This is a genomic window from Curtobacterium sp. PhB170, from assembly GCF_003752345.1.
Taxonomy (GTDB): Bacteria; Actinomycetota; Actinomycetes; order Actinomycetales; family Microbacteriaceae; genus Curtobacterium.
In genome coordinates, this window is sequence record NZ_RJUM01000014.1 from 114,682 (window position 1) to 133,901 (window position 19,220).

The following is a 19,220-nucleotide window of genomic DNA, read 5'->3' on the forward strand; positions in this document are numbered from 1 at the left end:
GCGGCATGACCGACACGACCGCCCGCACCGACCTCGGACTCGTCACCCGGCGAGAGGACATCCCGCGTGCGCGGCGGATCGTGGTCAAGGTCGGCTCGTCCTCGGTCAGCGGTGACGCCGCCGGCCAGATCGGTCCACTGGTGGACGCCCTGGCCAGCGCGTACGGCCGTGGCACCGAGGTCGTGCTCGTGTCGTCCGGTGCGATCGCGACCGGGTTCCCGTTCCTCGGGCTCGAGGGCCGTCCCGACGACCTCGCCACGCAGCAGGCCGCGGCGGCCACCGGCCAGAACGTCCTGATGTTCCGGTACCAGAAGGAACTCGACCGGCACCGGGTCGTCGCGGCGCAGATCCTGCTGACCGCCGGCGACCTGCAGAACCCCACGCACCGGGTCAACGCGCAACGCGCCATCGACCGGCTGCTCGCCCTGCGGGTGCTGCCGATCGTGAACGAGAACGACACGGTCGCCACGCACGAGATCCGCTTCGGCGACAACGACCGGCTCGCTGCCCTGGTGGCTCGGCTGCTCGGTGCCGACGCCCTGGTGCTGCTGTCGGACGTCGAGGCCCTGTACACGAAGCCGCCGGAGCAGCCCGGCGCCGAGCGCATCGACGAGGTACCGTTCGGCGACGAGCTCGCCGGCGTCACCTTCGGCTCCGTCGGCAAGTCCGGCGTGGGGACCGGGGGAGCAGGCACCAAGGTCGCGGCTGCACGGCTCGCGGCCGAGGCGGGCACGTCGGTCCTGGTGACCGCCACGGCCCTCGTCGACCGCGCCCTGTCGGGCGAGCACGTCGGCACCTGGTTCCACGCCGCGCCGCGTCCCTGACACGGGTCGTCGACGGCTGACGGGAGGCGCAGGTCCCGTCCGTCACACGGGCTCGCGTCGGACCTAGAATCGGTCCATGTCGTCGATCGCGCCCGCCCCGACCCTGACCGACACGCTCGTGGCGGCCCGCACCGCCTCGTCGGCGCTGGCGACCGCGACGACGGCGGTCAAGGACGCCGCCCTGGTGGCGATCGCCGCCGGGGTCCGCGCAGCCACCGACGAGATCGTCGCCGCGAACCACGGTGACCTGGTCGCGGGCGAGGAGATCGGCCTGTCCTCCGGTCTCGTCGACCGCCTCCGGCTCGACCCCGCACGCATCGAGGCACTGGCCGCCGCGGTCGAGGACGTCGTCGGCCTGCAGGACCCGGTGGGGGAGCACCTGCGGGGCTCGCTCCTGCCGAACGGCCTGCAGCTCACGCAGGTGCGGGTGCCGTTCGGGGTCGTCGGCGCCATCTACGAGGCACGACCGAACGTCACGGTCGACATCGCCTCGCTCGCGCTGAAGTCGGGCAACGCGGTCGTGCTCCGTGGGGGATCCGCCGCCCAGCGGACGAACGCCGTGCTCGTGGCCCGCATCCAGGACGCCGTCGAGTCGGTCGGTCTGCCGCGCGAGCTCGTGCAGACCATCGACGAGTTCGGCCGTGCCGGAGCCACCGAGCTCATGCGCGCCCGCGGCCTGGTCGACGTGCTCATCCCGCGCGGCAGCGCCTCGCTCATCCAGACCGTCGTCACCGAGTCGCAGGTCCCCGTGATCGAGACCGGTGCCGGCGTGGTGCACGTGTTCCTCGACGCGTCGGCCCCCGAGCAGCGCGCCGTCGACATCGTCCTGAACAGCAAGGTGCAGCGGCCGAGCGTCTGCAACGCCCTCGAGACCCTGCTCGTGCACGAGCATGCGGCCGAGCGGCTGCTGCCCGTGCTCGCGGACCGGCTCCGCGCCTCCGGCGTCACGCTGCGCGGCGACGACGCCACGCGGGCGATCGTGCCGGGCGTGCTGCGCGCCACCGACGAGGACTGGGCGACCGAGTCGATGGACCTCGACCTGTCGATCCGCGTCGTGCCGGACGTCGACGCCGCGATGGCGCACATCGCGCGCTGGTCCACCCACCACACCGAGTCGATCGTCACGAACGACGTCGACACGGCCGAGCGGTTCCTGGCGACGGTCGACTCGGCGGTCGTGATGGTGAACGCGTCGACGCGCTTCACCGACGGCGGGGAGTTCGGCTTCGGCGCCGAGGTGGGCATCTCGACGCAGAAGCTGCACGCGCGTGGCCCGATGGGGTTGCCGGAGCTCACGAGCACCAAGTGGATCGTGCGCGGGAACGGCCAGATCCGCGGCTAGACTGAACGGCGTCTTTCCCCGACCGAACGGAGCACCGAACGATGACCTTCCTCGCAGAAGCTGCTGAGCACGCCTCCGGGGCCCCGGCGTTCGTGTTCCCGATGGTCGGCGCGCTGTTCTTCATCTTCCTGGGCTTCGTCACCTGGAGCTTCCGCGACGTGGCCTACCGCCACTCGCAGAAGTTCGAGGCCACCCGCCACCACGAGACGGGTGTCGACGAGTTCGGTCACACCAAGAGCTGATCTGCACCCGATGCTCGAGAGCACCGGACGACCGCGCATCGGGGTGATGGGCGGCACGTTCGACCCCATCCACCACGGTCACCTCGTCGCGGCGTCCGAGGTCGCTCGGGCGTTCGACCTGGACGAGGTCGTGTTCGTCCCCACCGGTCAGCCGTACATGAAGTCCGGCGTCACGGATGCCGAGCACCGATACCTGATGACGGTCATCGCGACCGCGTCCAACCCGATGTTCACGGTGAGCCGCGTCGACATCGACCGCCCCGGCCCGACGTACACGGTCGACACGCTCCGCGACCTGCACGAACAGCGGCCCGACGCGCAGCTCGTCTTCATCTCGGGCGCAGACGCCGTTCAGCAGATTGTCGACTGGAAAGACCATGATGGTCTCTGGGACCTCGCGCACTTCGTCGCCGTGACGCGTCCGGGACACGACCTGAGCATCAGCGGACTCCCCGAGCGAGACGTAAGCTTGCTCGAAGTCCCCGCACTGGCCATCTCGTCGACCGACTGCCGCGACCGGGTGAGACGTGGTTCCCCCGTCTGGTACCTGGTCCCCGACGGGGTCGTCCAGTACATCTCCAAGCACCACCTGTATCGGAGCGTTGCATGAGTTCGTCCGACGCGCAGCCGCCCCTGTCGCGGCGTCAGGCGCGCGAGCGGGAGCGTGCCGCAGCAGCCGGTTCGCAGCCCGCGACGCCGCCGCCGACCGTCGCCGCACCCACCGAGTCGACGGAACCCCGTCCTCGGCCCGGCTCGCACGTGGCACCCGCTCCCGGCGGTCCGGCCCAGTCCTCCGCTCCGGCGTCCGCCGCGACGGCGACGTCGGCACCGACGGGCACGCCGGCCTCGGCGCCCTCCGTGCCGGTGACCTCCGTCCCCGCGGCCGGAGTGTCGCCGTTCCCGCCCGCCTCGGCGACCGAGATCGTGCCCGGAAGCGGTGGTCTGACCCGCCGCCAGATCCGACAGCAGCGCGCCGCCGAGAACCAGGCGGTCCTGCCGGTCCCGCTGCAGAACCCCACGCCGCAGTCCTCCGACCGCACCGTCGAGGACGTCCTCGGCTCGGTCGACACCATCGAGCCGACCTCGGCGCCGCGCGCCGCGGACGCGCCGTCCGGTTCCGAGACCCCCACGGTGCTCGACGAGGCAGCGGTCGCCCAGGCCACCGAGGCCGACGGGTCGCCCGACGCCCTCGAACCGCTCGACGAAGCCGCTGCGCACGCCGAGGAGCCCCGGCGCCACCGGTCGACCTGGTCGCCGCCCGCCGACGACGGCGACGACGCATCCGACGCACAGCCCGGATACGGGTCCACCGACGCGGCTCCCGCAGCGACGCCCAGCGACCAGACGGGCACCGACCAGACGAGCACCGGCCAGACCAGCACCGGCCAGACCAGCACCGACGCGATCGCACCGGTCGACGCCGCTGCGCCCGAGCACCCCTCGGCCACGTCGCTCCCGGGGATCCCCGACGGTGCGCCGTCGACCCCGGCGGTGTTCCCGCTGTCGCTCGACCCCGAGGACGACGACACCGACCACGACACCAACGAGGTCCCGATCCCGGAGCCCGCACGGACCGAGCCCCCGAAGGTCCCCGCGTCCTTCCAGCGGCCGGCCGAGCCGAAGCCGATGACGACGGCCTTCGAGCCACCGGTCGGGCACTGGTCGCAGCAGGCGCACGGCTCGAACGACGCCGAGGTGCACGACGACTCGACCGGCACCCGCCGGATCGCGGTCACCGACACCAACGCGATCATCCTGCCGAACTCGGCCCTGGCCGACCCGACCGGAGCACTGAACGCGACGGGCGAGGTGATCCTCACGGGGTCCATCGACCTGCCCGCGTCGTTGTCCTCGACGGGGTCGCACCGACCGATCGACGGCGCCGAGGTCGACCGCCTGCTCGAGCAGCACGACGAGCAGCCGGAGACCGACGCCAGCCCGGTGCGCGCCAGCCGCGCGGTGTCCAGCCACACCTCGACCCGCCAGGTCGTCCTCGCCGCCGCGAAGCCGAAGGAGTCGCGCACGCCGCTCATCCTCGGTGTCACGGTCGGCGCCGTCGGTGTCGCCGCAGCCGCGGTCATCATCGTCGCGCTCGTCACGACCCACACCTTCGGCGGCTGACGCCCCGACCCGAACCACCGATCCCGACACCTGCGTCGGCCGCGGCCTGGCCGTGCGTCGGCGGGGTGGCTTATGATCGTGACCCATCAAGCGATCCGGCTCCCTGCCGGGTCGACGACCGGAAGGAATCCGTGACCGCCTCCACTCGCGCACTGGAACTCGTGCAGGCCGCCGCTCTCGCGGCGGACGCCAAGCAGGCCGAGGACCTCGTCGCGCTCGATGTGACCGGGCCGTTGCAGCTCACGGACGTGTTCCTGCTCGCAACCGGTCGGAACGAGCGCAACGTGCAGTCCATCGCCGATGCGGTCGAGGAGCGCCTCCTCGAGCTCGGCGCCAAGACCCTCCGCCGCGAAGGCCGGAGCGAGGGCCGCTGGGTCCTCATCGACGTCGGCGACATCGTGGTCCACGTCTTCCACGACGAGGACCGTCAGTACTACTCGCTCGAGCGGCTCTGGGCAGACTGCCCGACCATCCCGCTCGAGCTCCCGGTGGACCACACCGCCTGATCAGCGACGCGCCCGGGTGACGGCTTCGATTTCGTTGCCCGGCGTTCGCATGGTGTACGCTTCTATGGTGCCTCCGGGGAACCGGTCGGCACGGAAGCAACACAATCTGGGTCTGTGGCGCAGCTGGTAGCGCACCTGCATGGCATGCAGGGGGTCAGGGGTTCGAGTCCCCTCAGATCCACCAACAACCCCCGTCGTTCCCCGGAACGGCGGGGGTTTTCTCGTGGTGCGGGTGGCCGCACGTGCCCGATACGCTGAGCGCATGAGCAACGATGCGCCGCTGTCCGGAACCCCGCTGACGATCTCCGCCGCCGGGTACACGGCCGACATCGCCACGGTCGGTGCGACGCTGCGGACCCTGCGGCACGAGGGTCGCGACCTGATCGTGCCGTTCGCCGCCGACGAGGTCCGTCCGGCGTTCCGCGGTGCCGTCCTCGCTCCGTGGCCGAACCGCGTCGTCGACGGCGAGTACTCGTTCGGCGGTGTCGACCACGAGCTCGCGCTCACCGAACCGGCACGGCACCACGCCCTGCACGGACTGGTCGCCTGGACCGACTTCCGGGTCGAGGCGCAGGAGCCCGACCGCGTGGTGCTCGCCACCACCGTGCAGGCCCAGGCTGGCTACCCGTACCGCGTCGAGGTCCTGGTCGAGTACCGGCTGGACGACGCCGGGCTGCACACGACGATCACCGGCACGAACTCCGGCGCGGACGACGCCCCGTGGGGGACCGGCCCGCACCCGTACCTGGTCGCCGGCGCCGGCACGGTCGACGACTGGACCCTCACCCTGCCCGCGGCCGAGGTGCTCGAGGTCACGCCGGACCGGCTGATCCCGACCGACCTGGTCCCCGTGCACGACGAGTTCGACCTGCGCACCGCCACACGCATCGGCGACCGGTTCATCGACCACGCCTTCACGGGCTTCGACCGCGACGCCGACGGGGCAGCGACCATCGCCCTGACCGCGGCGGACGGCCGGGGTGTCCGCGCGACCTTCGGTCCGGAGTGCCCGTGGGTGCAGGTGCACACGGCCGACCACGTCGTCCCCGAGTACCACCGCGCCGGCCTGGCGGTCGAGCCGATGACGTGCGCCCCCGACGCCTTCAACGACGGTGTCGACCGCGGTCTCGTGGTGCTCGCCCCCGGTGCGTCCCACGCTGCCGCATGGACGATCTCCGCGATCTGACCGGTCCGTCGGCCGGCGCCCGCATCGAGGTCCGCCGGCTCGATCCGGTCCCCGACCTCGGCGCACTGGCCGCCGCGGCCGACGGCGACCTCGTGTGGCTCGACTCCGCGCTGCCGGAGGGCGCACCCGACGCCGCTCGACCACGGGCGCGATGGTCGGTGCTCACGTGGGCGGACGGACCGTTCGCGGCCCGGTTCCGCCACCAGGACCGGCAGGCGTCCGTCGAGGTCGCCGCGCCCGCTGCCGGCTGGTTCGGCTCGTCGTCCTCCGACGACCGTCCGGCCTTCACCGTGCTGGCCGACCTCCTCGCGCGGACGCCGCAGCTGCCCGAGCCGATCGCCGGCTGCGGCTTCGCACTCGGCTGGGTCGGGTTCCTCGGGTACGAGCTCGGTCGCGAGTCCGGCGGCCCGGACCGCACCGCCGACGGCCACGCCGACGCCGACCTGCGGTTCGTGGACCGCGCCGTGGTCGTCGACCACACCGGCGACGCCTGGGCGCTGACGCTCGTCGCCGACGCGGAACCGGCGGCCAGCGCGCAGAACCGGGCGTGGCTCGAGACGGTGACCGGGTCGCCGTCGCCGGCCGACGTGGCGGACGCGGCCACGGGCCTCCCGGCCGGGGTGTCGTCAGCGGTCGGACGCACATCGCGTGCCGACCACGAACGCGCCGTCGACGCGTGCCGCGCCGAGATCCGCGAGGGCAACGCGTTCCAGGTCTGTCTCACCACCTCCTTCTCCGTGCCGGGCGGGGGCCGGGAGGCCCGGGTCGGCCCCGGCACGGACCCGCACCTGTCCGAGTACCTCCGGATGCGGGCGTCGGACCCCGTCCCGTTCGGTGCGTACCTGCGGCTCGGCCCGCTGCGCGTGGCGAGCCGGTCGCCGGAGCGGTTCCTGCGGATCGCCGCGGACCGCACCGTGCTGGCGGAACCGATCAAGGGCACGCGGCGACGACTCGCCGACGCTGCCGCCGACGCGGCCGTGCGGGACGAACTCGCGGTGAGCGCCAAGGACCGTGCCGAGAACGTGATGATCGTGGACCTGCTGCGGAACGACCTGCTGCGGACGGCGATCCCCGGGTCGGTGCACGTCGAACGGCTGTGTGCGGTCGAGACCTACGCGAGCGTGCACCAGATGGTGTCGACGATCGGTGCGGTGCTGCCGTCGGGGACGTCGCCGGCGGACGTGGTGCGGGCGGCGTTCCCACCCGGGTCGATGACCGGCGCGCCGAAGATCAGCGCGATGGCGATCGCCGACCGGCTCGAGGGCACGCCGCGCGGGGTGTACTCGGGGACGATCGGGTACTTCTCGGCGAGCGGGGCGGTCGACCTGTCGGTGGTCATCCGGACACTGGTGACGGTGGTGGACGCACCGGGCGGCGGGCTGGATCCGGTCGAGGTCCGGTCGCGGACGCTCGGGGCCGGGGGAGCGGTGACGTGGTCGTCGGTGGCGGCGGACGAGGCAGACGAGGTCGTGACGAAGACGCGGTCCGTGCTCGGCGCGGTCGGTGCGGTGGCGACGTGGTGAGCTGACCGAACACCCGTTCGACCCGATTGTCCACGGATGTCGGACGCGATTGACATCATCGAACACATGTTCGAATATGAGGGCATGCAGACGGCGGCGGCACTCCGGTCGCCCGGCCCGGACCGGGTCGGGCGGAGCGGTGCTGCGCGCGGGGGTTCGGGTGCTGCGCGCGGGGGCGCGGGTGCTGCCCGTGGGGGCGGCGCGGGCGCTGCGGACCACCTCGGTGACGCCCGGGCGGCGCTCGACCGCATCACGTCCCTGCGGTCCCGGGTCACCGACATGGAGTCCACCCGTGTCGACACCGCCGGGCTCCCGACCGCCTCCGCTCTCGAACCCCTGCTGCCCGGCGGTGCGATCCGGGTCGGCGGCACCTACGCCGTCCCCGAGTCGGTGCTGCTCGCGATCACCATGCTGCAGGCGGCCTCGGCGGCCGGTGCGTGGTGCGCGGTCGTCGGGGTGCCGTCCTTCGGGATCGAGGCCGCGGCCGCTGCGGGGATCGACCTCGAGCGGCTCGTGCTCGTCCCCGATCCGGGCGACCAGTGGCTCGCGGTGACCGCGGCGATGGCCGATGTCGCCCAGATCGTGCTCACCCGGCCGCTCGGCCGGGTGGTGCCGGGCGACGTCGCCCGCCTGTCGGCCCGGCTCCGGCAACGCGGCGGGGCCCTCGTCGCGCTCGGGTCCTGGCCGGGAGCGGACGTCACGCTGCGGATCACGTCGTCGGTGTGGAGCGGCATCGGGCAGGGCCACGGGCACCTGACCGAGCGTCGTGCCACCGTGACGGCGACCGGTCGTGCGGGTGCGGTGCGCCCCACGAGCGCCGAACTGCTCCTGCCCGCGGCCGACGGCACGGTCCGGACGGCGACCCCCGTGCCGTCGGTGGGGTCCGGCGACACCCGGGTGCTGCGGCCCGTGGCGGTGGCGTCGTGACCGCCGCGGTGCTGCTGTGCGTGGCGGTGGCGTCGTGACCGCCGCGGTGCTGCTGTGCGTGGCGGTGGCGTCGTGATCGCGCCGGGGCGTGTCCGGGCCGACGCGATCGCCCGCGGCGGGGCGCTGCCCGAGCCGCCACCGACCCGGACCATCGTGCTCTGGTGCCCGGACTGGCCGGTGATCGCGGCGGCCCGCGCGGCCGGGGCACCGCCGGAGCAGCCCTTCGCCGTGGTCGCGAAGGGCCTGGTGTTCGCGAGCTCCGCGTCCGCACGGCAGCACGGCGTCGTCCGGGGCCTCCGGGTGCGCGAGGCGCAGGCGCGCTGTCCGGAGCTCGTCGTGCACCCCTACGACGATGCGCTCGACCACCGCGCGTTCGAACCCGTCATCCGCGCGGTCGAGGCGGCCGTCCCCGGGGTCGAGGTACTGCGGCCCGGCACCCTCGCCCTGCGTGCCCGGGGCCCGGCGCGGTACTACGGCGGCGAGCGGGCGGCCGCGGCGACCCTGGCGGGGATCGCGGCCGACCACGGTGCCCCGGCGGTGCGGGCCGGTGTGGCGGACACCCCGTTCGCGGCGGAGCAGGCAGCACGGGCCCGACCGGTGCGTCCCGGCGAACGGGTACGGATCGTGCCGGTCTCCGGGTCGTCGGACTTCCTGGCGGCCCTGCCCCTCGGTGTGCTCGGCGACCCCGAGCTCGCGACGGTGCTCGACCGGCTCGGCATCACCACGCTGGGCGATTTCGCGTCGCTCAGTGACGAGCAGGTCCGCGACCGGTTCGGGGTCGCCGGGGCGTTCCTGCACCGGCTGGCCGGCGGACGCGACCCGCGGGAGATCTCGGCACGCGCGATCCCGCCCGAGCTCCGGATCGAGGCCGCCTTCGAGCCCCCGCTCGACCGTGCCGACCAGATCGCGTTCGCGTTCCGGCGCTCCGCCGACGACTTCGCCGCGCGCCTCCGTGCCGCGGGGCTGGTCGCGACGACCATCCGGGTGGGGATCGTCGACGAGCGGGACATCCTGCTCGAACGCACGTGGGCGCACCCCCGGTGGTTCGACGCCGCCGACGTCGTCGACCGGGTGCGGTGGCAGCTCGCCGGCGGGGTCGACCCGACCGGGCTCGAGGCCCCGGTCACCTCGGTCGTGCTCGAGCCGGTCGCCGTCGACGACATGGCGAACCACGAACGCGGGCTCTGGGGCTCCGGGCCGGACGAGCGCGTGCACCACGGGCTGGCCCGGATCCAGGGCATGGTCGGGCACGACGGGGTGGTGAGCCCGCGGGTCGGTGGTGGCCGGACCCTGTCCGAGCGAGTGGTGCTCGTGCCCTGGGGCGACGCCCCACCCGGCGGTGAGCGCGCCCTGGCCGCCGTGCGCGACCGACCGTGGCCCGGCAAGCTGCCCGGTCCGCCGCCCGCCACCGTCCTCGAGCGTCCCCGACCGGTCGACGTGGTCTCCGGCGACGGCGCGAGCGTCGACGTCGACGACCGCGGTGTGCTGTCCGGCGCGCCCGAACGCTTCCGCGCCGAGGGGGACCGGGGCGGCGGGTTCGCACCCGTCACGGCCTGGGCGGGCCCCTGGCCGCTCGTCGTGCGGTGGTGGGAGTCCGGCGGCCGACGACTGCACCGGCTGCAGCTCGTCGACGCCGAGGGCCGTGCCTGGTACCTGGTGCTGGCGGACCACCGCTGGTGGGCGGAGGCGATCGCCACGTGAACCGATCCAGGAGCAGGACCTGATGGGCTACAGCAACCCACCCGTGCCGTGGTCGCAGTTCGAGCGCGCCCTGTCGGACAAGCGCAGTCCGGGGACGGCGAAGGCCGGCGACGGCGGGGACAGCCCGGCGTGGTCGCGCAAGCGCGAGCCGTACGTGCCCACGGACCAGCCGGCGGCTGCGGACGACGGCCCTCCGGTCGTGCCGTACGCCGAGCTGCACGCGCACTCGGCCTTCAGCTTCCTCGACGGTGCCAGCCAGCCCGAGCAGCTGTTCGAGGAAGCCGCACGGCTGCGCCTGCACGCCCTCGCCCTCACCGACCACGACGGCTTCTACGGTGCCGCCCGGATGGCCGAGGTCGCCGAGGCGTACCCGCAGGTCGGCACCGTCTACGGCACCGAGCTCTCGCTGGGCCTGACCGAACCGCAGAACGGCGTCCCCGATCCCGAGGGCTCCCACCTGCTCCTGCTCGCCGACGGGCAGGACGGCTACCACCGGCTCGCGGGCGCGGTGACGAGTGCGCACCTCGCGGCCGGGTCCGAGAAGGGCAGCCCGCGCTACGACCTCGACGAGCTCGCGGGGCGGGCCGACGGACACTGGCGGGTGCTCACCGGGTGCCGGAAGGGCACCGTCCGGCAGGCGCTCGAGCAGGGCGGGGAGTCTGCGGCGGAGACCGCGCTGCGCGTGCTGCTCGACCGCTTCGGGCGCAGCAACGTCGTGGTGGAGCTCCTCGACCACGGCGACCCGCTCGACAGTGCGCGGAACGACGTGCTCGCGACCCTCGCCGAGCGGTACACGCTGCCCCTGGTCGCGACCGGCAACGTCCACTACGCCACCCCGGACCGGTTCCCGGTGGCGACGGCGCTGGCCGCGGTGCGGGCCCGGCGCAGCCTCGACGAGATCGACGGGTGGCTGCCGGCCGCCGACACCGCGCACCTGCGCTCCGGCGCCGAGATGACCCGGCGGTTCGGGCGGTACCCGGGGGCGATCGAGAACACCGTCACGCTGGCCGACGAACTCGGGTTCCGGCTGCGCACGGTCAAGCCCGGGCTGCCCGACCTCGACGTGCCGGACGGCCACACCGCGATGTCCTGGTTGCGGGAACTCACCTGGACGGGTGCACGTCGCCTCTACCCCGGCAGTGCCGACGGCGTGGACCCCCAGAAGCGCGAGCGCATCGAACGCGAGCTCGCGGTGATCGAGGACAAGAACTTCCCCGGCTACTTCCTGATCGTGCGCGACATGGTGCAGTACGCCCGCGGCCGGGGGATCCTCTGCCAGGGGCGGGGCTCCGCCGCGAACTCCGCGGTCTGCTACCTGCTCGAGATCACCGCGGTGGACTCGATCCGCTACGGCCTGCCGTTCGAGCGGTTCCTGTCGGCGATGCGCGACGAAGAACCCGACATCGACGTCGACTTCGACTCGGACCGCCGCGAAGAGGTGATCCAGTACGTCTACGAGAAGTACGGCCGGTACAACGCCGCCCAGGTCGCGAACGTCATCACGTACCGCCCGAAGGGTGCCGTCCGCGACATGGCGAAGGCACTCGGCCACAGCCCGGGGCAGCAGGACGCCTGGTCGAAGCAGGTCGAGCGGTGGGGCTCGGTGACCGAGAGCCAGGACCACGACATACCGCCGGCCGTCGTCGGGCTGGCGAGCGACGTCCTGGGCTTCCCGCGCCACCTCGGCATCCACTCGGGTGGCATGGTGCTCACCGACCGGCCGGTGGGCGAGGTCGTGCCGATCGAGCACGCGCGGATGGACGGCCGCACCGTGCTGCAGTGGGACAAGGACGACTGCGCCTTCATGGGGCTCGTGAAGTTCGACATGCTCGGCCTCGGCATGCTCGCGGCGCTGCAGTACTCGTTCGACCTGGCGGCGGAGCACTGCGGGGAACGCTGGGAGATGCACTCCATGCCGAAGGAGGAACAGGGCGTCTACGACCAGCTCTGCCGAGCCGACACCATCGGGGTGTTCCAGGTGGAGTCCCGCGCGCAGATGGGCACCCTGCCCCGGCTGCTCCCACGGCGGTTCTACGACCTGGTGATCGAGGTCGCCCTCGTCCGCCCCGGCCCGATCCAGGGCGGTGCCGTGCACCCCTACATCCGGCGTCGGACCGGCGAGGAACCGATCACGTACATCCACCCGTCGCTCGAACCGGTGCTCGAACGCACCCTCGGGGTGCCGCTGTTCCAGGAGCAGCTCATGCAGATGGCGATCGCGGTCGGCAACTGCTCGGGCGACGACGCCGACCTGCTGCGGCGGGCGATGGGGTCGAAGCGCGGCCACGAGAAGATCGACCGGCTGCGCGACAAGCTCTACGCGGGCATGTCGGACAACGGCATCCACGGCGAGGACGCCGACGCGATCTACGCGAAGATTCAGGCGTTCGCGAACTTCGGCTTCGCGGAGAGCCACTCGATCAGCTTCGCCCTGATCGTCTACGCGAGCGCCTGGATGCGCCTGCACTACCCGGGGGCGTTCCTGGCCGCGCTGCTCCGGGCGCAGCCGATGGGGTTCTACTCACCGCAGACCCTGGTCGCCGACGCCCGTCGGCACGGCGTCCAGGTGCTCCGACCGGACATCCTGCGCTCCGGTGTCGACGCGACGCTCGAACCGCTCGGCGACGACCAGGTGGTGCCCCCGTGCGGTGACGACGCCTGCCTGCACACCGAGCAGCCGCCGGTGCTGCCCTTCGACAAGGCACTGCCCGACGACACCGCACGGCACCGCCGCGACGGCGCGTTCGCGGTCCGGCTCGGACTCGCCGAGGTCGCCTCGCTCAGCCGGAAGAGCGCCGAGAAGATCGTCGCCGAGCGTGACGCGAACGGTCCCTTCGTCGACATGTCCGACCTGGCCCGCCGGGTGGGGCTGACGACGGCGCAGCTCGAGGCGCTCGCCGCAGCCGACGCCTTCGCCCCGTTCGACATCGACCGCCGCGGGGCGATGTGGTCGGCGGCGCAGGCCGCTGCGGAGCGCGCTGACCAGCTGCCGGACACGCAGGTCGTCGTCCAACCGCCGCTGTTCGGGCAGATGACGAGCGGCGACGTCCTGATCGCCGACATGTGGTCGACGGGCATGACGACCGACGACCACCCCGTCCGGCACGTGCGCGACCGGCTCGCCGCCCGCCGGGTGCTCAGCGTGCAGGACACCGCGACGGCCGAGACCGGGCGGCGGGTCGAGATCGGCGGGATCGTCACGCACCGGCAGCGTCCGGCGACGGCGTCGGGGATCACGTTCATGAACGTCGAGGACGAGACCGGGCTGGTCAACGTCATCTGCAGCGTCGGGGTGTGGGGGCGGTACCGCCGGGTTGCCCGGGAATCCCCGGCGGTGATCGTCCGCGGCATCCTCGAGCGCTCGCCCGACGGCGTGGTCAACCTGGTGGCTGACCGGATCGAGCACCTGTCGCTGTCCGTGCGCACGCGGTCGCGGGACTTCCAGTGAGTGGTCGGGGGCGGCGGTCCGCGCGCGGCGGGCGGCGGGCGGCGGAGTAGGCGCGCGGCTACTCGACCTCGGGCAGTCGCACCGTGACCTCGAGCCCGCCGGAGCGCACGTTCCGCAGCGACGCCGTCCCACCGGCGCGCTCGGCCACCGCACGGACGATCGCGAGCCCCAGGCCGGATCCACCCGGCAGGGCGATCGCACCGGTGGCCGGGTCGGGGTTCGGGCGCGACTTCCGTGCCTCGTCCGGTCGGGTGAACCGGTCGAACGCCACCGGGATGAACGACTCGGGGACACCGGGGCCGTCGTCGGTGACCTGCAGGACACCCTCGCCGCCGGTGCTGCGCCAGGACACGAAGATGCCGCCACCGCGGGGGAGCGCCGACACCGCGTTGCCCGCGATGTTCGTGACGAGCTGCGCCATGCCGCCGGTGTCGAGCCGGTAGCGGGGCTCGTGGGTCCCACCGCCGATGCCGGGCCCGGAGCCACCGACGCCCACCGGGGCCTCGAGGTCGAAGTCGACGGTGACGTCCTTGGCTGACGCGATGAGCCGGACCCGGTCGACGGCCGCCATGACCTCGTCACCGAGGTCGGACCAGGCGGTCTCCGGGCGCTGGTCGCCGTCCTGTTCCAGCCGTTCGGACTCCTCGATCCGCGACAGCGCGAGCAGGTCGTTCGCCAACCGGGAGAGCCGGGCGACGCTGTGCTTGGCGCGCTCGATGTGGGCGGCCAGGGCAGCGGCGTCGTCACCGTCGAGCGACGCCAGGTCGAGCTGGGTGGTCAGGATGGCGAGCGGTGTGCGGAGCTCGTGGCTGGCGTCGGACACCATCTGCCGTTCCCGCTCGGTGGCCTGGCGCGTGCGGGCGAGGAAGGCGTTGAGGGTCGTGGCGAGGGACGCGAGTTCGTCCTGCGCGGGCCCGACGGGCAGCTCGGCCCGTTCGGGCGCGACGGACAGCCGCTCGGCCTCACGGCGCATGCGGTTGACGGGACGGAGTGCCGCGGTCGCCAGGATCCACGAGGCGATGCCGAAGGCGAGCAGGATCGCGACGCCCGTGAGCGACAGGGTCGAGGTGAGGTCGTCGACCACGATCGCCTCGGCCTGCGAGTTCCGGGCGGCGACGACCGTCCACCGGCCGGCCTGGTTCACGGGGTGTTCGACCACTACGCGGTACTCGGACCCGGACACCCGGATGATCGAGGTGCCGGCCGCCGTGGAGGTCAGGCTGCCGAGGGCGCTCTCCACGCGGGTGGGCATCGTCGAGAGCACGATGTCTCCGGACGGTGAGACCACGGCGACGAGCTGCGCGTTGCCCGGCGGGGACAGGTCGGGATCACTGTCCACCTCGAGCGTGGCGACGTAGGGGTCGGCGTCGGCGTCCAGCAGGGTCCGGGTCGCACTCGCGACGACGCTGACCACCTGGAACCGCATCACCAGCACGAGCAGCACGATCACGACCGCGGCGATCGCCGTCGAGCCGATCGTGATCCGTGCCCGCAGCGACAGCAGGCGCAGGGGGCGGACCAGACCGCGTCGTGGGCGGTCCGGCCCCGGGCGAGCGGAGGCCCCGCTCACGCCCCGAGCAGATCCAGGCGGTACCCGCGGCCGCGCACGGTGGCGATCGCGACGGTGGCCTCGTGGGCAACGAGCTTCTTGCGGAGGTACGAGATGTACTGCTCGACGACGTTCGGGTCGACGTGCTGCGAGCCGTCCCAGACCTCTTCGAGGATCTTCGGCCGGTCGACCACGCTGCCGGCGGAGCGCGCGAGCAGGCGGAGCAGCGCGAACTCGGTCGGGCTGACGGCGACGCGCTGGCCCTTGATCGAGATGCGACGGGCCTCGGAGTCGATAGAGACGTCGCCGACCTCGATCGTTCGAGGTGCCCCGGCGGACTCGCGGCGACCGAGGGCGCGGAGCCTGGCGGTGAGCTCGGCGAACGCGAACGGCTTGGTGAGGTAGTCGTCCGCCCCGGCGTCGAGGCCGAACACGCGGTCGTCCACGGCGTCGCGCGCGGTGACGAGCAGGATCCGCACGGGGTCCTCGCGCTCGCGGATCCGTCGTGCGAGCTCGAACCCGGACATGCCGGGCATCATCACGTCCACGACGGCCAGGTCGAACGCCTGCTCGCCGAGGGCGATGAGCGCCTCGACCCCGTTCTCCACCGCCGTCACGCGGTACCCCTCGGCAGCGAGACCGCGCTCCATCAGGGCACGCATCTCATCGTCGTCCTCGACCACCAACAGCCGCATAGTGGACCTCCTCGGACCCATCGTGGCATCGAACGGGCGCGGAGGGCCGATGCCCGGGCCGAACTCACTGAATCTCGTCACAGGAGCGGGTACCGTGGCTGCCAGGCCACCGGGCAGAACGGTCTGTCCCGCGTTCTAGGGACATGAGGACTTCTTGCTTCATTGGTAGGATCACCTGGCGGACAGCGCTTACCCGAAGGGCGGTCCGTTGCACCAGGGGGCACCATGAACGACCCGATCGACCACGCGTCCGTCGACCACCCGTCCGTCGACCACCCGGCCATCGTCCGTCTCCGCGCGGAGCTCGACGCCGCGTGGAAGGGCATCGGCGCGCTCGGCCAGATGGAGGGCGTCCGCCGCGACCGCGTGGTCGCCGAACTGCGGACGGCCGTCCCCGATGTGGCGAGCCGCGCGGCGCGCGAGGTCGGCACCGAGGCCGTCGTCGCGGAGATCAGCCGGTTCGCCGACGTCGGCGTTCCCGGCACCGATCCCGCCGTGCCGGCCGCGGTGATCTGGGACGACGTCGTGCAGACGGCGGCCGAAGCCGCACGCGCCACGCGCTGACCGGCACCGGCACGCCGCGCCCGACCGGCGCCGGCGCTAGCACGCCGCGTCGACCGGCGTCAGTCGTCCTCGCCGAGCAGCTCCTCGCGCACGCGTCGGACGTCCTCGAGCAGAGCGCCGATGAGCACCCAGTGCCGTGAGTTCGGTCGCACGATCTCCATCGGTGCCGTCAGCGCGGGTTCCGCGGTCGCCACCCCGGCATCGTCCCCATCGGCACCCGCGGCGAACGACGGGTCCAGCCGTGTCGACTCGACCCGGGCGCTCAGCGCGCGGACGTCCGAGCCGATCCGGGCCACCTCGGTCGCGATGCCACCGACCACCGGGTCAGCGCGCAGGTCTGGTGCGGTGTTGTCGTGGATCGCCCGGGTCATGCCGGTGACGCGCGTCACCAGGACGCGCAGGTGCTCGGTGATGGCGACGTCGCGGTCGAGGATCGTGCGGTGCCGGCCGCCTCGTGGGTTCATCGTCAGGGACTCGCGAGCCGCGTTCAGTGATGCCTCGGTCTTCGCGTGCTGCTGCCGGAGCGCGCGCGCCCGCACCAGGGCGTCCTGCCACCGGTCGCGGTCCCACCCCTCGGTCAGGCCGATCGCGACGCGTTCGAAGGCCACGGCGGTGTCGCGGGCGAGTCGGGCGACGGCGAGGTGAGCGGGCTCGAGCAGGACCGGCGGGATGATCAGGGCGTTCACGACGAGGGCGACGACCGCACCGATCACGGTCTCGAGGATCCGGTCGGCCGAGTAGTTCGGCGTGACGACCCCCGCGGTGAGCACGAGCATCCCGCTGATGCTGACCTGGGTCGCCGAGGTCGGGGTCAGCCGGAGCACCCAGGCGATGAGGATGGCGAGCACGACCACGAGCAGGACGACCCACACCGAGTCGCCGAGCAGCAGGTGGAACCCGGTGGCGAGCAGCACGCCGAGCACGACCCCGGCGCTCCGCTCGAGGCCCTTGACGAACGACTGGTTGATGCTCGGCTGCACGACGAGCAGCGCGGCGATCGCGGCGAAGGTCGGGAACGGTCCCTGGATCAGCAGCCGGCACAGCAGCACCGCCGCGACGACCGCGACCGCGGTCTTCACGACCTGCAGGAACGGCGTGCGACTGGAGCTGCGGAGACGCGCGACCGGGTTCACCTCGACCACGCTAGCCACCGCCCGCACGCCGAGCCGTGCACGAACGCGACGAAAACGTCCGGACACGGTTGACTGATGTCGTGTGGCCCAACCATGAGCGCGTCATCCCGCAGGCCTTCGCCGGCTCCGGGACCTCTGTCGTGGCCGCACGGGCGCACTCCGTCGAGCCCTCGGGCAACGGCTACCTGTACGGCTACGAGGTCGACACCGTCGACCGGAACGGTCAGCGCGCCACCGTCCTGACGTACGTCGACACCGGCGGCGCGCACGACCAGAACAGTGCGATCGTCACCGATCCCGCGACCGGCGAACCCGTCTCGGTGTGGGCGTACCCGAACGACCCGGGTCTGCCGGTGCTGCCGCAGGTGACCTACCGGGACGCGGTCGCCGAGCTCCTGACGACGCTCGGCATGCCCGTCACCGACCCGGTGCTCACGGTGGCCGCGTACCGACCGGGCAAGCGGGCGGTGGTGCGGGTGGACGCCCCCGAGCGAACCCTGTTCCTGAAGATCGTCCGTCCGCACCGGGTCGCGCCGATCGTGAAGTCGCACGAGCAGTTCGTGGCGGCGGGCCTGCCGGTGCCCCGCGTGCTGTCCAGCCGCGGCGACGGGCTCCTCGTGCTCGAGCGGATCCGCGGCGTGCCGGCCGGCAGCCGCATCCTCGACATCGCCGACGACCCGCGGTTCGTCGCGTCGCTGGCCGCCCTGAGCGGTCGGGTCGCGACCGTCCCGATGACCCAGCAGGCCCGTGCCGACGCGATGGACCACGCCGACTGGCACCGCCGCACGCTCATCGCCGCGTTGCCGCAGGACGCCGACGAGATCGACCGCCTGTACGACGCCATCGGCCGCCGGTCGATCGGCTGGACGAGCGCGACGAAGCAGGTCGTGCACGGCGACCTGCACCTCGAGCAGGTCTTCGTCGACGAGGACGAGCCCTGGCGCATCTCCGGCCTGCTGGACATCGACACCGCGGGATGGGGCTTCCCGGTCCGCGACATCGGGGCGGTCGTCGCCCACCTGGTCGTCACCGGCCTCTGGCACCGATCGCGCGGAGACGCCGACCGCGGAGCCGCAGCCGAGCGCCTCGCCGACGCGATCGCCCGCGACTGGGTCGCCCGCAACTCGCGCGAGACCGACCGCATCGGGCCCGCAATCGGTGCCCAGCTGCTGGCCCACGCCGGCGGCCAGGCGACCACCGGCTCCGCGAACGGCATCCAGACCGCCGAGCAGCTCCTCGCGGCGACGCGGGCCGCGTTGGCCGAGGCTGCTCCGGTCCTGCCGGCGGCCGGCCTGGTCCGCCCGCGGTCCGCGCCCCGCGTCTGACGGGGTTCCACGGCACGCCGCGCGCCTAGCGCCCAGTTTTCACGACACGCCACGCGCCGAGCGCCGAGGTTCCACGACATGCCGCGCGCGGTGCGCCGAGGTTCCACGGACGCTTCCGAGGCGGCGTGAGATGC

General features: G+C 73.1%; 16 protein-coding genes and 1 tRNA gene. 14 read left to right on the plus strand and 3 right to left on the minus strand.

Annotated elements, in window-relative coordinates:
* Positions 1-5 precede the first annotated feature (5 nt).
* From proB to EDF40_RS17670, 12 genes are all read left to right on the plus strand, one after another.
* Positions 6-824, plus strand: a complete 819-nt coding sequence (gene proB, locus EDF40_RS17615; RefSeq protein WP_260213531.1) for a glutamate 5-kinase — start codon at positions 6-8, stop codon at positions 822-824.
* 76 nt (positions 825-900) lie between these two features.
* The gene (locus tag EDF40_RS17620; RefSeq protein ID WP_123341075.1) at positions 901-2,166 is read left to right on the plus strand and encodes a glutamate-5-semialdehyde dehydrogenase; all 1,266 of its coding nucleotides are present in this window, start codon (positions 901-903) and stop codon (positions 2,164-2,166) included.
* A 41-nt stretch (positions 2,167-2,207) separates the two neighbouring features.
* Positions 2,208-2,408, plus strand: a complete 201-nt coding sequence (locus EDF40_RS17625) for a hypothetical protein (protein ID WP_123341074.1) — start codon at positions 2,208-2,210, stop codon at positions 2,406-2,408.
* Positions 2,409-2,418: 10 nt separating this feature from the next.
* Positions 2,419-3,018, plus strand: a complete 600-nt coding sequence (nadD, locus tag EDF40_RS17630; RefSeq protein WP_111084540.1) for a nicotinate-nucleotide adenylyltransferase — start codon at positions 2,419-2,421, stop codon at positions 3,016-3,018.
* Positions 3,015-4,529, plus strand: a complete 1,515-nt coding sequence (locus tag EDF40_RS17635) for a hypothetical protein (RefSeq protein ID WP_123341073.1) — start codon at positions 3,015-3,017, stop codon at positions 4,527-4,529. The genes nadD and EDF40_RS17635 overlap by 4 nt, the downstream gene beginning before the upstream one ends.
* Positions 4,530-4,660: 131 nt before the next feature.
* Positions 4,661-5,035: a ribosome silencing factor gene (rsfS, locus tag EDF40_RS17640; protein WP_111084542.1), complete on the plus strand. Its 375-nt coding sequence runs from the start codon at positions 4,661-4,663 to the stop codon at positions 5,033-5,035.
* A gap of 108 nt (positions 5,036-5,143) precedes the next feature.
* Positions 5,144-5,219: transfer RNA gene (locus EDF40_RS17645), tRNA-Ala, on the plus strand.
* A 78-nt stretch (positions 5,220-5,297) separates the two neighbouring features.
* A complete protein-coding gene (locus tag EDF40_RS17650) occupies positions 5,298-6,221 on the plus strand; it encodes an aldose 1-epimerase family protein (protein ID WP_123341072.1) in 924 nt (307 codons plus the stop codon).
* Complete coding sequence (locus EDF40_RS17655) at positions 6,200-7,744, plus strand: anthranilate synthase component I family protein (protein WP_123341071.1); 1,545 nt, start codon at positions 6,200-6,202, stop codon at positions 7,742-7,744. The genes EDF40_RS17650 and EDF40_RS17655 overlap by 22 nt, the downstream gene beginning before the upstream one ends.
* Positions 7,745-7,810: 66 nt before the next feature.
* Positions 7,811-8,671 (plus strand): hypothetical protein, encoded by an 861-nt coding sequence (locus tag EDF40_RS17660; protein ID WP_148053903.1) that lies wholly within the window; start codon positions 7,811-7,813, stop codon positions 8,669-8,671.
* A 72-nt stretch (positions 8,672-8,743) separates the two neighbouring features.
* Positions 8,744-10,372 (plus strand): DNA polymerase Y family protein, encoded by a 1,629-nt coding sequence (locus tag EDF40_RS17665; RefSeq protein WP_123341147.1) that lies wholly within the window; start codon positions 8,744-8,746, stop codon positions 10,370-10,372.
* Between the two features lie 22 nt (positions 10,373-10,394).
* Complete coding sequence (locus tag EDF40_RS17670; protein ID WP_123341069.1) at positions 10,395-13,820, plus strand: error-prone DNA polymerase; 3,426 nt, start codon at positions 10,395-10,397, stop codon at positions 13,818-13,820.
* Between the two features lie 58 nt (positions 13,821-13,878).
* On the opposite strand, the gene EDF40_RS17675 is transcribed toward EDF40_RS17670, so the two are convergent.
* Both EDF40_RS17675 and EDF40_RS17680 read right to left on the minus strand, forming a co-directional pair.
* Positions 13,879-15,390, minus strand: coding sequence for a cell wall metabolism sensor histidine kinase WalK (locus EDF40_RS17675; protein ID WP_123341068.1), 1,512 nt, complete (start codon positions 15,388-15,390; stop codon positions 13,879-13,881).
* Positions 15,387-16,064 (minus strand): response regulator transcription factor, encoded by a 678-nt coding sequence (locus tag EDF40_RS17680; protein ID WP_111084549.1) that lies wholly within the window; start codon positions 16,062-16,064, stop codon positions 15,387-15,389. The genes EDF40_RS17675 and EDF40_RS17680 overlap by 4 nt, the downstream gene beginning before the upstream one ends.
* Before the next feature lie 225 nt (positions 16,065-16,289).
* Here EDF40_RS17680 and EDF40_RS17685 point away from each other — a divergent pair, with 225 nt between their 5' ends.
* A complete protein-coding gene (locus tag EDF40_RS17685) occupies positions 16,290-16,628 on the plus strand; it encodes a hypothetical protein (RefSeq protein WP_111084550.1) in 339 nt (112 codons plus the stop codon).
* Between the two features lie 59 nt (positions 16,629-16,687).
* Here the strand turns inward: EDF40_RS17685 and EDF40_RS17690 are convergent, their stop codons facing one another.
* Positions 16,688-17,761, minus strand: a complete 1,074-nt coding sequence (locus EDF40_RS17690) for an aromatic acid exporter family protein (RefSeq protein WP_123341146.1) — start codon at positions 17,759-17,761, stop codon at positions 16,688-16,690.
* A gap of 80 nt (positions 17,762-17,841) precedes the next feature.
* Between EDF40_RS17690 and EDF40_RS17695 the strand changes: the two genes are divergently transcribed.
* Positions 17,842-19,086: an aminoglycoside phosphotransferase family protein gene (locus EDF40_RS17695; protein WP_123341067.1), complete on the plus strand. Its 1,245-nt coding sequence runs from the start codon at positions 17,842-17,844 to the stop codon at positions 19,084-19,086.
* Positions 19,087-19,220: the final 134 nt, after the last annotated feature.